This is a genomic window from Methylobacterium sp. J-068 (genome assembly GCF_022829445.1).
Classification (GTDB): domain Bacteria; phylum Pseudomonadota; class Alphaproteobacteria; order Rhizobiales; family Beijerinckiaceae; genus Methylobacterium.
Genome location: NZ_JAKSXY010000061.1, coordinates 177,417 through 195,586, shown reverse-complemented (window position 1 = coordinate 195,586; position 18,170 = coordinate 177,417). Strand labels below are relative to the sequence as shown.

Here is an 18,170-nt window from a genome sequence, read left to right as displayed (position 1 = left end):
AGCTCAGGACCGCGCGCGGTCTTGTCCACCGGGCACGGTCAGGGGAGTCGATAAGGGTGGATAAGCCGGCTTCATCGAGGGGTCCAGCGGACATCCGCCCCGGCTTGTCGACTCTCGCGTCAACACCCGCACCCAACGGCGCCGTTTCGGCACGCGTTTGGGAGAATCCGGGACCGGGACCCGCGCACCGTCGCCGGGACGCACGCAAGGCACTGTAGACCATCGCCTATCCGAGACATTGAACCCAATCCGTTAAAGCCCTCTTAACGCCGTGGCGGCGGGGACGCCCTGTGGACGGATTTTCGGTCCCGTCATCCGCCCCTCTAAAAGAAAAAACAGAGTCCTAGAATCTCTCTTTCCTTTTAGAAGGCCCGTGTGGGGACGACGCGCGGAGCGCCCGTTCGGCAGTCGGGCGAGAGAGAGGCTTTCGAGGGGAGGACATCCCGAACTTCGGTGCTACAACCCGGCTCGACGGGATCGGGACGGCGGGAGATCGGATGAGCCAGGGTGTTGCAAGCCGGGACGTTGCGCGGGACCGCGTGGTCCTGCGGGTTCTCGCGGGCGAGGCGCAGAGTCGCCCCCCTGCCTGGATGATGCGACAGGCCGGGCGCTACCTGCCGGAATACCGGGAGGTCCGGGCCAGGGCGGGCTCCTTCCTCGACCTCTGCTACAATCCGGACTTCGCCACCGAGGTGACGCTGCAGCCGATCCGGCGCTTCGGCTTCGAGGCCTCGATCCTGTTCTCCGACATCCTCGTGATCCCCGACGCCCTGGGTCAGAACGTCCGCTTCGTGGAAGGAGAGGGGCCGCGCCTCGACCCGATGGCGGGCCGGGCCGAGTTCGAGCGCCTGCGCGAGACCGGCGATCCGGCGATCTTCACGCATCTGGAACCCGTGTTCGAGACGGTGCGGCGCCTGCGCGCCGAGCTTCCCCACGAGACCACGCTGCTCGGCTTCTGCGGCGCCCCCTGGACGGTGGCGAGCTACATGATCGGCGGACGCGGCACGCCCGACCTCGCCCCCTCCCGCGCGCTGGCCCGGCACGACACCGCCCTGGTGGAGGCGCTGATCGACCGCCTCGTCGCGGTGCAGACCGAATACCTCGTACGCCAGCTCGAGGCTGGGGCCGATGCCGTCCAGATCTTCGAATCCCATGCCGGCTCCCTGCCCGACGCGCGCGGCGCCTCCGAACCGGATGAGGCGCCCGTCAACGAAGTCGCCGAGAGCGCCCTGCCGGAGGCCACGTCGCGCGACGCCCTCACGCGCTGGTCGCTCCAACCCATCGCCCGGATGATCGCCGGGGTCCGCGCCCGCGTGCCGGGGGCGAAGATCATCGTGTTCGCGCGCGGCTCCGGCCTCGACGGCCATGCCCGCGTGGTGCCGGAGACCGCCGCCGACGCGGTCGGCGTCGACTGGTCGGTCGATCTGGCGGCTTTGCGGGGCCGTGTGCCGGCCGCCACGGTCACGCAGGGCAATGTCCACCCCGATACCCTCATCGAGGGCGGACCGGCCCTGGACGCGGCCGTGGACGGCGTGCTGGCGGCGACCGACGGCCTGCCGCACATCTTCAACCTCGGCCACGGCATCACGCCGCAGACCCCCATCGCCCATGTCGAGCAGATGCTGAAGCGGCTCCGCGGCTGATGGACGGCCTCTACCTCTGGATCAAGGCGCTCCACGTCGTCGCCGTCATCTCGTGGATGGCGGCGATGCTCTATCTGCCGCGCCTGTTCGTCTATCACGCCGCCCTGGTGCCCGGACCGCACGCGCAAGCGCAGTCCGAGACCTTCAAGGTCATGGAGCGCCGGCTCCTCAAGGCGATCATGACGCCGGCCATGATCGCCACCTGGGTGTTCGGGCTGGCTCTCGTCTGGCAGAGCGGGTTCTACGCCGCCGGCTGGCTCCAGGCGAAGGTCGCTCTGGTGTTCGCCATGAGCGGCATCCACGGCTGGCTCGCCCGCATGGTCAAGGACTTCGCCGCCGACCGGAACACGCGCGGCCACAAATTCTACCGGGTGCTCAACGAAGCCCCGACGCTGCTGATGGTCGTCATCGTCGTGCTGGTGGTGGTGAAGCCGGGCTTCGGGTGATTTTTTGGGGCCCTTCGACGTCGCGCGAGGGCTTATGGAACGCCTCCCCACAGGGGGGGAGGCGGGCCGCGACGGCCACGGGCAGAAGGCGTCGAGCTGTGAAACCCTGCATCACCCGAGGCGGACGTCATGGCTGATCACGCGGATCATCACGAGCACGACCACCACGATCATGGCCATTCCCATGGCGGGGGACACGCGCATGCCGGCCATTCCCATGGCGGCGGACATGTCCACGCGCCCGCGAATTTCGGGCGTGCCTTCGCCATCGGCATCGGCCTGAACATCGCCTTCGTGATCGTCGAGGCGATCTACGGCTTCGCCAGCGAGTCCATGGCCCTGGTGGCGGATGCCGGGCACAATCTCTCGGACGTGCTGGGGCTTCTCGTCGCCTGGATCGCCTCGGTGCTGGTCAAGCGCGCCCCGACGCCCCGCTTCACCTACGGCCTGCGCGGCTCCTCGATCCTCGCCGCCCTGTTCAACGCGGTGTTCCTGCTGGTCGCCACCGGGGCCATCGCCTGGGAGGCGGTCATCCGCCTGATCGCCCCCGAACCGGAGCCCGTGGCGGGCCTGACCGTGATGGTGGTGGCCGGCCTCGGCATCCTCGTCAACGGCGTCACCGCCTGGCTCTTCGCCTCGGGCAGCCGCGACATCAACATCCGGGGCGCCTACCTGCACATGCTGGCCGATGCCGCCGTCTCGGCCGGCGTCGTGGTCACCGGCCTGATCATCGTTCTCACGGGCGCCGCCTGGATCGACCCCGTGGTCAGCCTCGTCATCGCGGGCCTGATCGTCTGGGCGACCTGGGGCCTCCTGCGCGACAGCGTCGTGATGGCCCTGTCGGCGGTACCGCCCGGCATCGACCCGGCGGCAGTGGGCGCCTACCTCCGGGCGCGCCCGGGCGTGAGCGACCTGCACGACCTCCACATCTGGCCCATGAGCACCACCGACATCGCCCTGACGGCCCACCTGGTCATGGCACAGGGACATCCCGGCAACGCCTTCCTCAACGCGGCGGCCGCCGACCTGAAGAGCCGCTTCGGCATCGGCCACGCCACCCTGCAGATCGAGGAGGCGGGCGGCCCCGCCTGCGCGCTCGCCGGCAACTGCACCCCCGGAGACCGCACACCATGACCCGCGCCTTCGTCGTCGGACATCCCATCGCGCATTCGCGCTCGCCCCTGATCCACGGGCACTGGCTGCGCCAGTACGGCATCGACGGCACCTACGAGCGGGTCGACGTGGCGCCGGAGGCGTTTCCGGCCTTCTTCGCCGCCTTGCGCCAGAAGGGCTTCGCCGGCGGCAACGTCACGATTCCCCACAAGGAGGCGGCCTTCCGGCTGGTGGAGTCGCTCACCCCGCGCGCGGAAAAGATCGGGGCGGTGAACACCCTGTTCTTCGACGGCTCCGAGCGCCTCTGCGGCGACAACACCGACGCGCCGGGCTTCATCGCCCATCTCGACCAGAGCCTGGGCCTGGACTGGACCGAACGGGGCGCCGGCACCGCCCTGGTGCTGGGGGCCGGGGGGGCTGCCCGCGCCATCGTGGTCGGCCTCCTGGAACGCGGCCTCTCGCGGATCCGGGTCGCCAACCGCACGCCCGCCCGCGCCGAGGCCCTGGTGGAGCTCGACCCCGCCCGCGTCGAGGCGGTGACGTGGCTCGACCTGCCCGCCGCCATGGCCCGCACGGGGCTCCTCGTGAACACCACCTCCCTCGGCATGGTCGGGCAGCCGCCCCTCGACATCGATCTCGTCGACCTGCCCGAGGAGGCCGCCGTGGCCGACATCGTCTACGCCCCCCTGGAGACGCCGCTGCTCGCCGCCGCGCGGGCGCGGGACCTCGCCGCCGTCGACGGCCTCGGCATGCTGCTGCATCAGGCGGTGCCGGGCTTCGCCCGCTGGTTCCGCCTCACCCCGAGCGTGACCCCGGAGCTTCGCGCCCGCATCGTCGCGGACCTCGCCGCGTGACGAACCGCCCGCGCATCCTCGGCCTCACCGGCTCCATCGGCATGGGCAAGTCGGCCACCGCCGCGATGTTCGCGCGCCACGGCGTGCCGGTCCACGACGCGGACGCCGCCGTCCACGCCCTCTACGCCGCCGGAGGCGCCGCCGCGCCGGCCGTCGAGGCCGCCTTTCCCGGCACCCTGGCGCCGGACGGGGCGGTCGACCGGACGCGCCTGCGCGAGGCCGTCCTCGGTTCGCCCGAGCGTCTGGCCGCCCTCGAAGCGCTGGTCCATCCCCTGGCGCAGGCGGCGGCGCGTGACTTCCTCGCCCGCCATGCCGACGCGCCCCTGGTGCTCCTCGACATTCCCCTCCTGTTCGAGACCGGGGCGGAGACGCGCTGCGACGCGGTGCTCGTCGTCACGGCCCCGCCGGAGGTGCAGCGCGCCCGCGTGCTCGCCCGCCCCGGCATGGATGCGGCGAGCTTCGAGGCGATCCGCGCCAAGCAGATGCCCGATGCCGAGAAGCGGGTCCGGGCCGACTTCGTCCTCGACACCAGCCTCGGGTTCGACCACGCCGAGGCCGAGGTCGCGGCGATCATCCGACGCCTGGGCGGCGTCGAGGCCACGCCTTGACGCCATCTTAGGAGGGCGCATGGTCGGGTGGCTTCCGAGCCCCCTTCCCAGGACCCTTCGATGCTGCGCGAGATCGTTCTCGACACCGAGACCACCGGCACGGATGCCAAGAACGGCGACCGCCTGATCGAGATCGGCTGCGTCGAGCTGATCAACCACGTCCAGACCGGCAAGTCCTTCCATCGCTTCGTCAACCCGACCCGGCCGGTCTCCCAGGGCGCCTTCGCGGTCCACGGCATCTCGGATGCTTTCCTCGCCGACAAGCCGCTCTTCGCCGACATCGTCGACGCGTTCCGCGATTTCTGCCGTGACTCGCCGCTGGTGATCCACAACGCGCCGTTCGACGTCGGCTTCCTCAACATGGAATACGCGCGCCTCGGCGCGGCGGCCCCGCCGCCCATCGACCTCGCCGACGTGGTCGACACGCTGCAACTGGCCCGGCGCAAGCACACGGGTGCGGCCAACAACCTCGACGCCCTGTGCTCGCGCTACGGCATCGACACCACGCGCCGCACCAAGCACGGCGCGCTCCTCGACGCGCAGATCCTGGCGGAGGTCTATGTCGAGCTCCTGGGCGGCAAGCAGACCAGCCTCGGTCTCGCCATGGCGGCGAGCGAGGATCCGGTCGTGCTCACGGGAAGCGACGGGGACGTCGTGGCGGTCGGCCCGCGCCGCTTGCGCCACCGGCTGACCGAGGCGGAGCGCGCGCGCCACGAGGCCTTCATCGGAACGCTCGGCGGCAGCGTGGTCTGGCGCGACTATCTCGGGGAAGAGGGTGCGGCGGGATGACCGCCGAACAGCCGTGGCTGCCCGAGGGTTAACCATTTTCACGGGAAACAGCATGATGCTGCATTGCACATAAGTGCATATTGCGTCGCAGCGTACGCCTCCCATATACCATCCCACTGGATGGTAGCGGGAAGGTCCGATGTTCGATCTCATCGAGAAGCAGAAGGCGGCGATCCGGGTCGGAGACACCGAGAAGGTCACGATCAACCTCGGCTACGTCGATCTCGGCCATATCGATCTCCTCGTCTCCGAGAGCGTCTACGCCAACCGGAGCGACTTCATCCGCACCGCCGTCCGCAACCAGATCGCCCGCCACGGCGACATCACGCGCCAATCCGTGGCCCGCAAGGGCGTCGAACTCGGATTGCGGCGCTACGACAGGGCGGAACTCGAGGCCGCCCGGCAGAGCGGCGTCCGCCTCGACATCCGGGTGCTCGGCCTCGCCAGCATCGCCCCCGACGTCACCCCGGAACTCGCCCGCGACGCCATCGCCTCCATCCAGGTCATGGGCAGCCTTCAGGCGACCCCCGCCGTGAAGGCCGCCCTCGCCGACCGCCTCCTCTGACAGCGTCCCACCCCCGCGTTCCCGACCTCGCAGCGTTCGGCCTCGCGCCGAACCGGAAAGCGAACCCCATGACCGATTCAACGAACCGGGACTCCTCGCACAGGATGCAGGACCGTCTCGCCGACATGATGGAGGCGACCCGCCTCACGGCGGCCGGCCGTCTGCAGGACGCCACGAACCTGCTTCAGCGCGGCTTCACGGGCACCCCGTCCACGGGGATGCACGCCACCGACGAACCGACGCCGAGCGCGGGTGAGGCCATGGGGGCGGGCTCGCCCCGGACCATCGATCTCGTCGCCGAGCGCGTCGAGACCGGCCTGGCCCCGGCCCGGCCGGCCCCGGAGCGCCCGAGCGCCGAGCCCAGGGACAAGGCGACGCCCGCCTCCGGACCCAGTGCCTCGGAGGAGGCGGGCCTCTCGGCGATCCTGCCGGAGAAGCTGCGCAAGGTGGTGGAGACCGTGACGCGCGGCATCGCCCCCGTGCTCGGCGGCCTCGGCAAGACGACGCTCAACGGTGGGGGCCTGAACGGCCTGGGTGGCGGAAACCTCACCGGAGGTTTCACGGGAGGTCTCACGGGAGGTCTTGCGGGAGGCCTTGCGAGCGCCCTGAGCGGCGCGGGGCTCGGCTCCGGCTTCAACCAGGCGCGGGCGCCCCTGACGGCGGGCGGCAGCTTCACCGAGCACAGCTTCTCGAACGCGGCGGGTGGCCGGGACTACAAGCTCTTCGTCCCCAGCGACGCCCGGCCGAACCTGCCCCTGGTGGTGATGCTGCACGGCTGCACCCAGTCGCCGGACGATTTCGCCGCCGGCACCGGCATGAACGCGCTCGCCGAGGCGGAAGGCTTCCTCGTCGCCTACCCGGCCCAGACGGGCCGCGCCAACGCCCAGCGCTGCTGGAACTGGTTCCAGCCCAACGATCAGGACCGTGGTTCCGGCGAGGCCGGGATCATCGCCGGGCTGACCCGCGCGATCGTCGCCGAGCACCGCGTCGATCCGGCCCGCGTCTACATCGCCGGCCTGTCGGCGGGCGGCGCGGCGGCGGTGAACATCGCGCGGGTCTATCCGGACCTCTACGCGGCGGTGGGCATCCATTCCGGGCTCGCGGCCGGCTGCGCCCGCGACGTCTCGACGGCCCTGACGGTGATGCGCCTCGGCCCCGTGGCGCCGGCCGATTGCACGATGTCCGAGGTCCGGGTGCCCACCATCGTGTTCCACGGCGAGAGCGACGGCACGGTCAACCCGCGCAACGGCGAGCAGGCCTTGGCCCAGGCCGGCATCGACGGGCTGAGGCCGGAGGCGGCCGAGGCGGTGAGTCCGGGCGGCCTGCCCTACACCCGCACCCGCTACGCGGATGGGCGCGACCGGGTCCTCGTGGAGGGCTGGATCGTGCGCGGCCTCGGCCATGCCTGGTCCGGCGGCAGCCAAGCGGGCAGCTACACCGATCCGCGCGGACCGGATGCCTCGCGGGCGATGCTCGATTTCTTCCGGGCCAACCCGCTCGCCGGCCGGGCCTAAGCGCTCTCAGCCGAAGTGGGTACCGGTTCGGCGTCAGAGAGCGCGCTTAGACAAGGACTGAGAGCCGTTGCCGGTCGCAACGCGACCGGCAACGGCTCTAGCCCACTGCGACGTTGTCGATGAGGCGCGTGCGGCCGAGATAGGCCGCCGCCAGGACCCGGGCCGGCCGGGCCACGCGCTCCACCGGCGCGAGGGTCTCGGCGTCCCGGACATCCAGATACTGCACCGGATCGAAGCCCGCCGCCGCCAGCGTGGCGCGGCCCTCCTCCAACAGACGCGCCGCGTCCCCGCCGGCGCTCAGACCCTCGGCAATGCGCGCCAGGACCGCGTGCAGGCGGGGGGCGCGGGCCCGCGCGTCGGCGTCGAGGTAGCGGTTGCGCGAGGACAGGGCGAGGCCGTCCGCCTCCCGCAGGGTCGGCACGCCCTGGATCTCCACGGGCAGGTCGAGGTCGCGTACCGCGCGGCGGATCACGAGGAGCTGCTGGAAATCCTTCTCGCCGAACAGCGCTAGATCGGGCTGGACCTGGTTCAGGAGCTTCGTCACCACGGTGGCGACACCCGAGAAATGCCCCGGCCGATAGGCGCCGCACAGGCCCTCCGTGAGGCCCTCGACCTCGATCCGGGTGGAGAAGTGCTCAGGGTACATGCCCGCGACCTCCGGCAGGTAGGCCGCATCGACGCCGGCCCCGGCGAGCAGGGCGAGATCGGCCTCGGTGTCGCGCGGGTAGCGCGAAAAGTCCTCGTTGGGGCCGAACTGCGTCGGGTTGACGAAGATGCTCGCCACCACGCGATCCCCCAGGGCCTTCGCCCGCTCCATCAGGGCGAGGTGGCCCGCGTGCAGGGCGCCCATGGTCGGTACCAGCACCACGCGCGCGCCGGACCGGCGCCAGCCGGCGAGCTCGGCGCGCAGGGGGGCGGCCGCCGTGAAGCGGGCGAGCGGGGCATGGGACAAGGGCGACCTCGTGAAACGTGTCCGGCGAACGGCGCCAGACCTAATCACCCGCGCGCCGCCGCGCCAGCCGTCAGGGGCAATAGGGCAGCAGGGGACGGCCGTAGGGATCGTCCACCCCGAGCGGCGGCGTGAAGCCGTAATAGCTCGGCTTGCCCAGGCCGTAGGCGGAGCCGACATAGCTCGGATCGCCGGGCGCGTCGGTGGGGATCGGAACCCGCCGCAGGCGGCAGCGCGGCGCCTGACGCCGCGCGGGCACGAAACGGCGGCCCGCGGAATCCTCGCCCTCGGCGCGCGGGAAGTAGCGCGGCAAGGGGTCCACGGCCTCGCCGCGCAGGCGGCCCGGCGTGATGGGTTCGGCGAAGTCGGCGGCCACGGCCGGCAGCAGGCCCGCGACGAGCCACAGCCCCGCCAACCCGCGTGCCGCCATCATCCCTCGTCGCATGGCCCGTCCTCGTGATCGTCCAGCGGTCACCGATCAGGGTAAACAGACGGTTAAGGATTGTTCTTCGACCCTCGCCCGTCGGGCCGCGCGTTGTAAAACCCCCACGCCGCCGCTACGAAGCCTCGGACCAGCGACGGGAATCCCCCAGGTGAAACCTGATCCGGCCCTCAGAATCCCAGTCTCGTGCACGATCATCACGAAGAACGAGGCGGACCGGATCCTGCGCTGCCTCGAGAGCGTCCGGGGCCTCGTCTCCGAGATCGTCGTGGTGGATTCCGGCAGCACCGACGGCACCGTGACGATCTGCGAGGATTTCGGAGCCACCTGCATCCATCGCGACTGGGAAGGCTACGGCCAGCAGAAGCGCTTCGCCGAGGGCGTGGCGCGCCACGACTGGATCCTGAACCTCGACGCGGACGAGTGGCTGACGGAGGCCACCCGCGCCGAACTCACGAAGCTGCTGAGCGCGCCGATCCCCGAGGCGATCCACGGCTTCGAATTCCGGATCACGCAGGTCTATCCCGGCGACGCGCGGCCGAGGCCGCTCGCCGATTACCACGACTACGTCCGGCTCTACGACCGGACCCGCTGCCGCTTCCCCGACAGCGCCGTGTTCGACGAGGTCAAGGTTGCGCCCGCGCACAGGGGCCGTATCCGGGCGCCGATCTTCCACCAGTCGATCCGCTCGATCGCTCATCTGGTCGAGAAGAACATCGCCTATTACAAGTTGCAAACCGGCGAGATCAAGAAGAAGTCACCCCTGACCCCGCTCCGGATCGCGTTCGAGCCGATGCTGGTCTTTTTCAAATATTATTTCATGAAGATGCACGTCACGGGCGGCGTGTACGGCTTCATCGTCGCCATCACCATCGCCATGCTGCGGACCTACCGCCTCGCGATCCTCTATTTCCCCAAGGAACGGACGCGCTGAGCCTTGTCGGTCGCGGATCGGGCCGGCTCATGAGGCTCTGGAGGCGCGACGCGGCCCATTACGCTCGGCGCAACGCACGGCGGCTGGCCCGGATCGCCCGCTGGGAACGCCCGCCCGCGAACCGGTCTGAGCGGCTGCGGGCCTGGGCCAGCATGCTGCTGACCGACCACGGCCTGTTCCGGCTGGTCTACCTCAACCGGCATCGGGTCGGCGCGGGCCGGCTCTGGCGCTCGGCCCAGCCCGCCCCGCACCAGATCGACGCGATGGCGCGCGCCGGCCTCCGCACCATCGTCTGCCTGCGCGGCGAGCCCGAATACGGCTCCGGGCCCCTGGAGCGCGAGCGCTGCCGGGCGCTCGGCCTCGACTTCCGGACCATCGCCCTGCGCTCCCGCGCGGCGCCCGAGGCCGGGACCATCCTCGCGCTGAAGCGGATCTACGCGACGATCCCTTACCCGGCCCTGATCCACTGCAAGTCCGGCGCCGACCGGGCCGGGCTCGCCGCCGCCCTCTACCTCGTCTTCGAGGAGAATGTGCCGCCCCGCGAGGCGATGCGCCAGCTCTCGCTCCGCTACGGTCATGTCCGGCAGGCCAAGACCGGCATCCTGGACCGGTTCTTCACGGCCTATCTCGAGGCGGCCGCGCGCGACCCGATCGCCTTCGAGGACTGGGTTCGGGAGCGCTACGACCCCGTGGCGCTCGAGGCCTCCGTGAAGGACGGGCGCTGGTCGAACCTCATCGTCGACCGCGTACTGCGGCGCGAGTAGGCGCTGGCATCGCTCAGCGACCGGCGGGGGACGGACCGTCGAGGGGGGCGAGGCGGGTCGAGTTCGGCGCGGCCCGCGCGATCGTCACCGGCCGCGACAGCTTGCCCGCGAGTCCGACGAGATCGAGGTCCGGTGCCGGCGCATCCGGCGCGGTCCGCGCGTAGAGGGCGCCGTCGAGGGCGCTCAGGGCCGCCGCGACGTCGGCGCGCGCGCGCCAAGCCTCCGCGAGGGCGGGCTCGCCCTGGAGGGCGGGCGCCAGGACGGCCCGGAACGCCTTAGCGTCGCGGGCGGCCGCGGCCCGGCGCAGCGCCCGGCGGGTGCGGCCATCGAGGCGCCGGCGCGCCGTGCCGCCGCCGCCGAAGCCGAGGAGGGCCAGCCCGAGCCCGAAGGCGAAGAGGGCGGAGGCCGCGACGATGACGGGAGAGGCCGGCAGGATCGGCTTCGCCTCGTCCTCCCGGTCCGGCAGGCCGCCGCCGATCTGGCGGGCGGGAATCTCGGCCTCCCGCAGGGTGCGCGAGACCGTGTCGAACCACGGGATGCTGATCGCGTCGAGCGGGATGATCTCCGCGATCGCGGGGCGCACGTCCCACTGGTAGGTGGCCCGCGCCACCGGACCCGCGGGGGTGATGATCGTCTCGCGGGTGACGGGCCCCGCGAAGGTGAGGATGCCGCGCGTGCGCATCACCGGCCGGGGCGGCAGCCCCTCGGCCACCATGCCCTGCGCCTCCAGGGTGACGATGCGCCGGGTGGTCTCGCCGATCTTCACCGTCTCGGGGTCGGGGCTCCACGAGTCCGTGATCGTCACGTCCTTGGCCGGCAGCCACCACGGCTCCTTGGCGTCGGGGCCGCCGACCGGCTTCGTCCAGGTCGCCACCGGCAGGGTCACGGGGGCGGAGGGCACGTCCACCACGAGGCGCTTGCCGCCGTCGTTGACGGTGAGGCGGTGGATGAACGGCTCGATGGTGAAGTCGCCCGGATGGTGCGGGAAGATCGCCACCACCCGCTCGAAGGCGATCGCCACCTGCCCATCGGGCAGACGGGTCTTCGACCAGGTGTCGCGGCCGAGTTGCGTCCAGCTGAAATTGGCCAGCGAGGGCTGAATCACCTCCTCCAGCAGGATCGTTTGCCGATACACCCCGTGGATGCGCAGCAGCACCATCTCGCGCGCGAACGGATCGGCATTGCCGTTGCGCTCCGGCGTCACCGTGAGGGTGAGGTCGCCGGGATCGATCTCGGCCCGGGCGGGGAGGGGGACGAGCAGGACGAGGCTCAGGATCAGGCGCGACGCCAGAACCCTCCCGCGCGGGAGGGGGAGGGTTCTGGCGACGAGGTTGGGCAAACTCACCATGGGTTGCTTCCCCCCGGCACGGCGGTGCCGGCCTCCACGCGCACGGCCTGCTCCGCCTTGAGGCGCAGCTTGAGATAACGTCCCGGATCATCCGGCAGGGTCTGGAGCCAGAGGCGGTCGGGGCGGATCTCGTGGGCCTCGAAGCTCTTCGTCACCCGGCGCGCCTCCCGCTCGGGCGCGGCCGCGACCATGGCCGAGCCGGCCCCCGTGCGGCCGCGCCCCGCCGCGTCGCTGGCCGAGCCCCGCGCCTCGCCCTTGCCGGAATCCACCGCGACCTGTTCGGCCTTGCCGCGCCGCGCGACCTTGCTGTTGCCCGGCGTCGAGGAGGAGGTGCCGCCCTCCTTGTTGCCGGCCAGACCATCGCCCGTGGAAGTGGCCTGCGTGTCGTCGTTGGGATCCTGGTTCGAGGTCTTGTTGTAGCGCGCGCCCACCGTCGCGGTGGCGTTGGCGACGCCCCCGCCCTTGCCCGGATCGCCCGGACCCTCGTCGACGAGGCGGGCGATCAGCGAGCGGTTGGCCTGCGCGTCGGCATCGCGCGGGTTGTATTGCAGGGCCGCGTCGTAGGCGTCCAGCGCACCCTGGAGGTCGCCGGCCCGCGCGAGCGCGTTGCCGAGGTTGTAGCTGCCCCGCCGTCCGCCGTCGCGGAACACGGCGGCGGCCTCGTCGTAGCGCCCGGCCTGATACAAGGCGGGGCCGCGCCAGACGGGATCGTCGAGCACGAACGCGGCCGCGCCGGGCAGGCCGATCCCCATCAGGGCGCGCCCCAGGCCGGTGCGCGGCTGCGCGGTGGCGGTGAGGCCCAGGATGGCGAGCCCCGCCAGCCCGAGGGCGCCGAGGCGCGCCCGGCGCCGCCAGTGGCGCGGCAGGGCGGGCAGGCGGGCGGACAGGGGGCCGATCGCCATCAGGCGCTCCTGCGGAACAACATGAGGGCCGGCAGCAGCGCCAGCAGCACGAGCCAGCGCCCGAGATCGGCGAAGGCCAGCACGGTGTAGCCACCGGCCGCGAGGTGCTGGGCCGTGCTGGCGCCGACCGCATCGAGCACCGGGGCGGGGCTGTCGAGGACGGCGAAGCGGCCCGATCCCGCATCGGCGAGGCGCTCCAGGGCGCCCCGGTCGGGCTTGGGCGAGCCCGCCGGCAGGCCGGGACCGGCGGGCACGAACACGCCGTGCAGGTGCCAGCCCTTGGCGCGGATCGCGCTCGCCTCCCGCATCGCGGCGTCACCGATGCCGTCCCCGTCCGTGACGAGGACGACGTCGCCCGCGATCACGCCGGCCTCCGCCAGGGTGCGGCGGGCGAGCGCGAGACCGCGCTCGGGATGCGTGCCCCGGTCGGGCACCGTGTCGCCGTCGAGGGCGAACAGGATCGAGGCGAGGGCGTCGCGGTCGGTGGTCGGCGGAGCGGCGAGGTAACTGTCCCCGGCATAGACCACCACGGCGACGCTGCGGGTGCCGGCGGCCTCCGCGAGGGCCTGCGCGACCTGGCGCACGTCCTTGAGATGGCCGCCCTCGGCGACGGAGCGCGAGAGGTCGAGCACCAGCACGGTGGCGTCGAGGTTGCGGAAGGTCGCGGCGTCCGGCCGCTCGACCGCCGGGCCGGTCAGCGCCAGCGCGACGAGGCCGGCGGTGATCGCGGCGGCGAGGTTCGCCTGCCGGCGTCCGCCGAGCACCGCACCGCGCCTGGCCATCAGCGCCATCAGGCCGGGATCGACGGCCCGGGCCCAGTCTCCGAGGGGCGCCGAGCGCCAGGCCGCGCGCAGGGCCAGGGCGGCGACCAGGGGGATCGCCGCGAGCCACCAGGGCCGCAGCAGCGCGAAGGCGTCGAGCAGGCTCATGCGACGCGCCTCGCGGCGAGGAGTCCGGCGGCGGCGAGGAAGGCCAGGGCGGCGGGCCAGGGCCAGAGGTCCTTGCGCAGGGGCACCGGGGGCGCCTTGGCGCGGCCGCCCTCGATCTCGTCGATGGCATCCGCCATGGCGACCAGGTCGTCCGTGGTCTTCACGCGGAACATCCGCCCGCCCGTCAGGTCGGCGATCTCCTTGAGCGTCTCCGTGTCGACCACGTCCTGCTCGCCCTCCGCGTTCGAGAGGTCGCGCGGCCCGAGCGCGATGGTGTGGACCCGGACACCGAGTTCCTTGGCCAGCCCGGCGACGTCGCGCGGCGTGGTCTGCCCGGCATTGTTGGCGCCGTCGGTCATCAGGATCACCACCTTGGCGCTGGCCGGCGGCACGCCCTCGGCCTCGGGAGCCGCCGGGTTCAGGCGCTTGAGGGCGAGGCCGAGGCCGTCGCCGATGCCGGTGGAGCGGCCGACGAGGCCGATCGTGGCCTCGTCCAGGGCGCGCGCCACCGTGGCGGTGTCGAAGCTCGGGCTCGCCGCGACGTAGGATTCGTTGGCGAAGATCACGAGGCCGATGCGGTCGCCGGCCCGGCGGCGGATGAAGTCGGTGCCGACGCGCTTCACGGCGGTCAGGCGCGTCACGGTCTGGCCGTCGAGGTCGAAGTCGCGCCGCTCCATCGAGCCGGAGAGGTCCATCACCAGCATGATCTCGCGGCCCGAAGCCGGCAGGGCGGTCGCCGGCAGCACGAGGCGCGGGCCCGAGACGGCGAGGACGAGCGCCGCCCACAGGGTCCAGACCAGGAGGGCGCGCCCGCGCCCGCGCGCCGCCACGCTGTCGCCCCGCGTGGCCTGGGCCACCAGGGAGGCCGGCACCCGCAGGGCCCCGCTGCCCCCGACGCGCTCGGCCGGCATCAACCGCGCCGCCAGCAGCGGCAGGGGCAGCAGCAGCAGGGCGTAGGGACTGGCGAGGTCGAAGGCGGAGAGGAGGGCGCTGAGCCCGTTCGGCAGAAGACCCGTCAGCATGCCTCTAGGCTCCGATCCGGCCGAACAGCCGGGCCAGCTCGGCATCGATCGCACCGGGCTCGGCGGCTCCGCGCTGGTAGAGCCCCTCCGCGAACACCCGGCCGGGGCCTTGCGTGAAGAACGTCGTGGCGAAGAGCCGGTCGAGGACCGTGCCCCACGCCGCCCCGCGCGCATCCGCCGCCGCGTCACCCTGGAGGGTGCGGGCCAGCCGGCGCAGGAGCCGGGCCTGCGCGACGCGGCGCGGCTCCGGCGGCAGGGCGTTGGCGGCGGCGAGTTCCCGCAAGGCCGCGCGCCGGATCGAGTCGCGCCGCCGGGCCCGCAGCAGGCGCAGGAGCCCGAGGGCCAGGGCGGCCGCGAACCCGAGGGCGATGGCCAGCATCACGGCGCCCTGAAGGCCCCCGGTTTCGGCGGGCAGGTGCAGGCCGCGCAGCTGGTCGAGACTCGGGCTGGCGTCGGTCACGCGAGGGTCCCCGGATTCACGTGAAAACCCCTAGAGCACCGCATCGAGGCGCTCCATCAGGGGGGCGTAGGCCTCCGGACCCGCCTCGACATCGAGGCGCAGGCCCTCGATGCCCCGGCGGGCATAGGCCACGAGGCGCGCATCGGCGCTCGGGGGCGCCTTGTCGGCCCGGCTCGCCTGCACGGTGCCGCGCCGGCCGTCCGGCGTCGCGAAGGGGTAGAAGCCGGGCGGGCGGGCGCGTTCGAAGGCGTCGCTGACGAGGACGAGGCGGATCGAGAGCCGTTCGGCCATCACGGTGAGCAGGTGGTCGAAGTCGTCGCCCGGGGCGTCGAGGGCGCTGCCGATGACGAGGTGCCCGCCGGAGGGCAGCAGGCTCTGGGCCAGGGTCAGGCCCCCGGTGAGGGCGGGGTCCTGCGTCGCCCCGTCCGCCAGGGCGCGCGCATGGGCCAGCGCCAGGGCGCCGGTGACCGCCGTCATCGCTCGCTCGCCGCTGGCCGGGCGCACCACCACGGGCTCGCCCGCGCCCAGGGCCACGAGGCCGACACGGCCGCCGTCGCCGACGATGCGCCAACCGAGCAGCACCAGGGCCTCGGCCGCCGCCACCGAGCGCAGGGCGCGCTTCGTGCCGAACAGCATCGAGGGCCTGAGGTCGACGAGGAGCACCACGGCGCGGTCGCGCTCGTCGTGATGGGTGCGCACGTGCAGGATGCCGGTGCGGGCGGTGGCGTTGCGGTCGATGTGGCGGCGGTCGTCGCCCTCCGACCAGAGGCGCACGTCGTCGGGCTCCGAGCCGCGTCCGCGCCGGCGGGTCACGATCCCGCCGGGCAGGCCGGCGAGCGTCCGGGTGCCCGGCCCGAACCCACGCCGCGCGAGGTGGCGCAGCCCCATGAGCGCCTCGCCCGAGAGGTGGATGCCGGGCGCCAGCAGCGGGTCGGTGTCGGCGGAGGCCCGGGTCTGCGCGGCCATGGTCGCGCTCAGAGCGCCCGCACCCGCTCGACGAGGCCCCGGATGATGCCGCGCGCGGTCTGGCCCTCGGCGGCGGCGCGCCAGGTCAGCCCGATGCGGTGGGCCAGGGCATCGGCGGCGAGGTCGGCGACATCCTCGGGGATGACGTGGTCGCGGCCGTGCAGATAGGCCCGCGCCTTGCCGGCGAGCATCAGCGCCAGCGTCCCGCGCGGGGAGGCCGGGTGCTCGATCGCCGCGCGCAGATCGGGGGCCGCCGCGTCGGTGCGGGTGCCCGCCACCAGCCGCACGAGGTAGTCCTTGAGCGCGGGGGAGACGTAGACGTTGAGGGCGGCCTCGCGCGCAGCGCGGATCTCCTCCACGGAGAGCCGCACCGGCATCGCCTCGGCATGGTGGTTCAGCTCGCCCTCCACGAGGTCGAGGATGCGGCGCTCGGCGGCCTCGTCCGGCATCTCCACGAGCACGTGCAGCAGGAAGCGGTCGAGCTGCGCCTCGGGCAGCGGGAAGGTGCCCGCGTGCTCGATCGGGTTCTGGGTCGCCACCACCATGAACGGGTCGGGCAGCGGATGGGTGTGGCCCGAGACCGTGATCTGGCCCTCCGCCATCGCCTCCAGCAGGGCCGACTGCACCTTCGGCGGCGCGCGGTTCACCTCGTCGACGAGGACGAGGGAATGGAACAGGGGGCCGGCCAGGAACTCGAAGTCGCCCGCGTCCTGGCGCCAGACGGTGGTGCCGGTCAGATCCGCGGGCATCAGGTCGGGCGTGCACTGGATGCGCGCGAAGCTGCCGTCGAGCCCGTCCGACAGGCGCTTGACCGCGCGGGTCTTGGCGAGCCCCGGCGCGCCCTCGATGAGGAGGTGGCCGCCGGTGAGGAGGCCGATGAGCAGGCGCTCCACCATCGCGTCGGCGCCGATGAGGCCGTGCAGCAAGCCGTCGCGCAGCGCCAGGATGCGCCCGCGCAGGGTGGCGTCCGCGGGCGGGGCATCGGCGGCCGGACGTTGGCTCAGGACCGCGCCGCTCATGCGGACGGACCCCTCGTGGCGGACGAACCCCTGGCCTCGGCCGGGCGGATCGTCTGTGGGGCAGGAACGGTGGGCCGGTCCATGCGCGTCTCCTCGATGCGGATTCTTAAGCGATCCACAGCCGCCGGGTGTGCCCGCTGCGCGGGCCGGGCGTCAATCCCGAGCCGGCATCCGTGAGGCCGCAGGCGCGACGTCGGGCATCTTGCCCGAACACATTTTCGCGGGCTGCCGCGCGGATGTCTCCGGCGGTCAGACCGATCGGACACGAGCCCACGAGAGCTTTCCGCAATGTACGTATTCATGTACATTTTGATGATGGGTGAAGCCGAACGCACCGTCTGGGACGATCTGAAGAGCGACGCCAACCTCCAGACTCGAGGCATTGGGTTCGCCGGTCTGGATGAAGCCTTCGATGGACGCTTCGCTCTGATCCGGGAGGACGGGCGGCGCGACTATGGGGAAGCCCGCTTCAACATGATCGTCGCGTTCAACGGAGTCATCCTGAACATCACCTTCACCCCGCGTGACGGCAAGCAGCGGATCATCTCCGCCCGCCTCGCGAACCGAACGGAGAGGAGATTGTACGATGCCCGGCAGAAAGACTGCTGAGCCGCCGCAGGACAGGACGGATTGGGCGAGCCTCAAAGCGGTCTCCGAGGACGAGATCGAGCGGATCGCCGCCGAGGATACGGAGAACCCTGCCACGATCCGCGAGGACGAGTGGGCCCATGCCACGGTTGGCCTGCCTCCACCGAAGACATCGATTCATGCGAGCTTCGACCGCGACGTGGTCGATTTCTTCAAGCAGGGTGGTCGTGGCTATCAGACCCGCATGAACGCGGTTCTGCGGCGTTACATGGACGTCCAATCCGCGAAGACCGAAACGAAAGGCTGAAGGCGAAG

General features: G+C 72.2%; 21 protein-coding genes. 12 read left to right on the top strand and 9 right to left on the bottom strand.

Annotated elements, in window-relative coordinates; genetic code table 11:
- Positions 1-497: 497 nt before the first annotated feature.
- From MKK54_RS08335 to MKK54_RS08300, 8 genes are all read left to right on the top strand, one after another.
- Positions 498-1,643 (top strand): uroporphyrinogen decarboxylase, encoded by a 1,146-nt coding sequence (locus MKK54_RS08335; RefSeq protein WP_244010312.1) that lies wholly within the window; start codon positions 498-500, stop codon positions 1,641-1,643.
- Entirely contained in the window at positions 1,643-2,089 is a 447-nt protein-coding gene (gene hemJ / locus MKK54_RS08330; protein ID WP_244010311.1) for a protoporphyrinogen oxidase HemJ, read from the top strand. Before MKK54_RS08335 ends, hemJ begins: the two co-directional genes overlap by 1 nt.
- A 129-nt stretch (positions 2,090-2,218) precedes the next feature.
- Positions 2,219-3,223: a cation diffusion facilitator family transporter gene (locus MKK54_RS08325; protein WP_244010310.1), complete on the top strand. Its 1,005-nt coding sequence runs from the start codon at positions 2,219-2,221 to the stop codon at positions 3,221-3,223.
- Positions 3,220-4,056 carry a shikimate dehydrogenase gene (locus tag MKK54_RS08320; RefSeq protein WP_244010309.1) on the top strand — a complete coding sequence of 279 codons (837 nt, stop codon included), beginning with the start codon at positions 3,220-3,222 and terminating at the stop codon, positions 4,054-4,056. The genes MKK54_RS08325 and MKK54_RS08320 overlap by 4 nt, the downstream gene beginning before the upstream one ends.
- A gap of 41 nt (positions 4,057-4,097) precedes the next feature.
- A complete protein-coding gene (coaE, locus tag MKK54_RS08315; protein ID WP_244010347.1) occupies positions 4,098-4,664 on the top strand; it encodes a dephospho-CoA kinase in 567 nt (188 codons plus the stop codon).
- Between the two features lie 60 nt (positions 4,665-4,724).
- On the top strand, positions 4,725-5,453 hold the full coding sequence (gene dnaQ, locus MKK54_RS08310; RefSeq protein WP_244010308.1) for a DNA polymerase III subunit epsilon: 729 nt from the start codon (positions 4,725-4,727) through the stop codon (positions 5,451-5,453).
- A 139-nt stretch (positions 5,454-5,592) separates the two neighbouring features.
- Positions 5,593-6,018 (top strand): CopG family transcriptional regulator, encoded by a 426-nt coding sequence (locus tag MKK54_RS08305; RefSeq protein ID WP_244010307.1) that lies wholly within the window; start codon positions 5,593-5,595, stop codon positions 6,016-6,018.
- A gap of 68 nt (positions 6,019-6,086) precedes the next feature.
- Positions 6,087-7,532 (top strand): alpha/beta hydrolase family esterase, encoded by a 1,446-nt coding sequence (locus MKK54_RS08300; RefSeq protein ID WP_244010306.1) that lies wholly within the window; start codon positions 6,087-6,089, stop codon positions 7,530-7,532.
- A 97-nt stretch (positions 7,533-7,629) separates the two neighbouring features.
- On the opposite strand, the gene panC is transcribed toward MKK54_RS08300, so the two are convergent.
- Both panC and MKK54_RS08290 read right to left on the bottom strand, forming a co-directional pair.
- Positions 7,630-8,484, bottom strand: coding sequence for a pantoate--beta-alanine ligase (panC, locus tag MKK54_RS08295; RefSeq protein WP_244010305.1), 855 nt, complete (start codon positions 8,482-8,484; stop codon positions 7,630-7,632).
- Positions 8,485-8,554: 70 nt separating this feature from the next.
- Positions 8,555-8,926 (bottom strand): hypothetical protein, encoded by a 372-nt coding sequence (locus MKK54_RS08290; RefSeq protein WP_244010304.1) that lies wholly within the window; start codon positions 8,924-8,926, stop codon positions 8,555-8,557.
- A 148-nt stretch (positions 8,927-9,074) separates the two neighbouring features.
- Here MKK54_RS08290 and MKK54_RS08285 point away from each other — a divergent pair, with 148 nt between their 5' ends.
- Positions 9,075-9,857 (top strand): glycosyltransferase family 2 protein, encoded by a 783-nt coding sequence (locus tag MKK54_RS08285; RefSeq protein WP_244010303.1) that lies wholly within the window; start codon positions 9,075-9,077, stop codon positions 9,855-9,857.
- A gap of 29 nt (positions 9,858-9,886) precedes the next feature.
- On the top strand, positions 9,887-10,621 hold the full coding sequence (locus MKK54_RS08280) for a tyrosine-protein phosphatase (RefSeq protein WP_244010302.1): 735 nt from the start codon (positions 9,887-9,889) through the stop codon (positions 10,619-10,621).
- Between the two features lie 13 nt (positions 10,622-10,634).
- On the opposite strand, the gene MKK54_RS08275 is transcribed toward MKK54_RS08280, so the two are convergent.
- The 7 genes from MKK54_RS08275 to MKK54_RS08245 form a co-directional block, all read right to left on the bottom strand.
- Entirely contained in the window at positions 10,635-11,969 is a 1,335-nt protein-coding gene (locus MKK54_RS08275; protein WP_244010301.1) for a hypothetical protein, read from the bottom strand.
- Entirely contained in the window at positions 11,963-12,871 is a 909-nt protein-coding gene (locus tag MKK54_RS08270) for a tetratricopeptide repeat protein (protein WP_244010300.1), read from the bottom strand. Before MKK54_RS08270 ends, MKK54_RS08275 begins: the two co-directional genes overlap by 7 nt.
- Positions 12,871-13,800 (bottom strand): vWA domain-containing protein, encoded by a 930-nt coding sequence (locus tag MKK54_RS08265; protein WP_244010299.1) that lies wholly within the window; start codon positions 13,798-13,800, stop codon positions 12,871-12,873. Before MKK54_RS08265 ends, MKK54_RS08270 begins: the two co-directional genes overlap by 1 nt.
- Positions 13,797-14,822 (bottom strand): VWA domain-containing protein, encoded by a 1,026-nt coding sequence (locus MKK54_RS08260; protein ID WP_409564146.1) that lies wholly within the window; start codon positions 14,820-14,822, stop codon positions 13,797-13,799. Before MKK54_RS08260 ends, MKK54_RS08265 begins: the two co-directional genes overlap by 4 nt.
- A gap of 4 nt (positions 14,823-14,826) precedes the next feature.
- Positions 14,827-15,282, bottom strand: a complete 456-nt coding sequence (locus tag MKK54_RS08255) for a DUF4381 family protein (protein WP_244010298.1) — start codon at positions 15,280-15,282, stop codon at positions 14,827-14,829.
- A 30-nt stretch (positions 15,283-15,312) separates the two neighbouring features.
- A complete protein-coding gene (locus MKK54_RS08250; protein WP_244010345.1) occupies positions 15,313-16,170 on the bottom strand; it encodes a DUF58 domain-containing protein in 858 nt (285 codons plus the stop codon).
- Positions 16,171-16,256: 86 nt separating this feature from the next.
- Positions 16,257-17,267 carry an AAA family ATPase gene (locus MKK54_RS08245; RefSeq protein ID WP_244010297.1) on the bottom strand — a complete coding sequence of 337 codons (1,011 nt, stop codon included), beginning with the start codon at positions 17,265-17,267 and terminating at the stop codon, positions 16,257-16,259.
- A gap of 312 nt (positions 17,268-17,579) precedes the next feature.
- On the opposite strand from MKK54_RS08245, the gene MKK54_RS08240 reads away from it, so the two are divergent.
- Together MKK54_RS08240 and MKK54_RS08235 are read left to right on the top strand one after the other, a co-directional pair.
- Complete coding sequence (locus MKK54_RS08240) at positions 17,580-17,876, top strand: BrnT family toxin (protein WP_244010296.1); 297 nt, start codon at positions 17,580-17,582, stop codon at positions 17,874-17,876.
- Positions 17,854-18,162: a BrnA antitoxin family protein gene (locus MKK54_RS08235; RefSeq protein WP_244010295.1), complete on the top strand. Its 309-nt coding sequence runs from the start codon at positions 17,854-17,856 to the stop codon at positions 18,160-18,162. The genes MKK54_RS08240 and MKK54_RS08235 overlap by 23 nt, the downstream gene beginning before the upstream one ends.
- Positions 18,163-18,170 lie beyond the last annotated feature (8 nt).

What these genes read in the sequence shown, in the direction of transcription:
- MKK54_RS08280 (WP_244010302.1), top strand. Translation starts at nt 9,887, where the DNA reads ATGAGGCTCTGGAGGCGCGACGCGGCCCATTACGCTCGGCGCAACGCA.
- MKK54_RS08270 (WP_244010300.1), bottom strand. Translation starts at nt 12,871, where the DNA reads ATGGCGATCGGCCCCCTGTCCGCCCGCCTGCCCGCCCTGCCGCGCCAC.
- MKK54_RS08305 (WP_244010307.1), top strand. Translation starts at nt 5,593, where the DNA reads ATGTTCGATCTCATCGAGAAGCAGAAGGCGGCGATCCGGGTCGGAGAC.
- MKK54_RS08335 (WP_244010312.1), top strand. Translation starts at nt 498, where the DNA reads ATGAGCCAGGGTGTTGCAAGCCGGGACGTTGCGCGGGACCGCGTGGTC.
- coaE (WP_244010347.1), top strand. Translation starts at nt 4,098, where the DNA reads ATGGGCAAGTCGGCCACCGCCGCGATGTTCGCGCGCCACGGCGTGCCG.
- MKK54_RS08250 (WP_244010345.1), bottom strand. Translation starts at nt 16,170, where the DNA reads ATGGGGCTGCGCCACCTCGCGCGGCGTGGGTTCGGGCCGGGCACCCGG.
- MKK54_RS08235 (WP_244010295.1), top strand. Translation starts at nt 17,854, where the DNA reads ATGCCCGGCAGAAAGACTGCTGAGCCGCCGCAGGACAGGACGGATTGG.
- MKK54_RS08320 (WP_244010309.1), top strand. Translation starts at nt 3,220, where the DNA reads ATGACCCGCGCCTTCGTCGTCGGACATCCCATCGCGCATTCGCGCTCG.
- MKK54_RS08240 (WP_244010296.1), top strand. Translation starts at nt 17,580, where the DNA reads ATGATGGGTGAAGCCGAACGCACCGTCTGGGACGATCTGAAGAGCGAC.
- MKK54_RS08290 (WP_244010304.1), bottom strand. Translation starts at nt 8,926, where the DNA reads ATGCGACGAGGGATGATGGCGGCACGCGGGTTGGCGGGGCTGTGGCTC.
- MKK54_RS08275 (WP_244010301.1), bottom strand. Translation starts at nt 11,969, where the DNA reads ATGGTGAGTTTGCCCAACCTCGTCGCCAGAACCCTCCCCCTCCCGCGC.
- MKK54_RS08300 (WP_244010306.1), top strand. Translation starts at nt 6,087, where the DNA reads ATGACCGATTCAACGAACCGGGACTCCTCGCACAGGATGCAGGACCGT.
- MKK54_RS08260 (WP_409564146.1), bottom strand. Translation starts at nt 14,822, where the DNA reads ATGCTGACGGGTCTTCTGCCGAACGGGCTCAGCGCCCTCCTCTCCGCC.
- dnaQ (WP_244010308.1), top strand. Translation starts at nt 4,725, where the DNA reads ATGCTGCGCGAGATCGTTCTCGACACCGAGACCACCGGCACGGATGCC.
- hemJ (WP_244010311.1), top strand. Translation starts at nt 1,643, where the DNA reads ATGGACGGCCTCTACCTCTGGATCAAGGCGCTCCACGTCGTCGCCGTC.
- MKK54_RS08265 (WP_244010299.1), bottom strand. Translation starts at nt 13,800, where the DNA reads ATGAGCCTGCTCGACGCCTTCGCGCTGCTGCGGCCCTGGTGGCTCGCG.
- MKK54_RS08245 (WP_244010297.1), bottom strand. Translation starts at nt 17,267, where the DNA reads ATGAGCGGCGCGGTCCTGAGCCAACGTCCGGCCGCCGATGCCCCGCCC.
- MKK54_RS08325 (WP_244010310.1), top strand. Translation starts at nt 2,219, where the DNA reads ATGGCTGATCACGCGGATCATCACGAGCACGACCACCACGATCATGGC.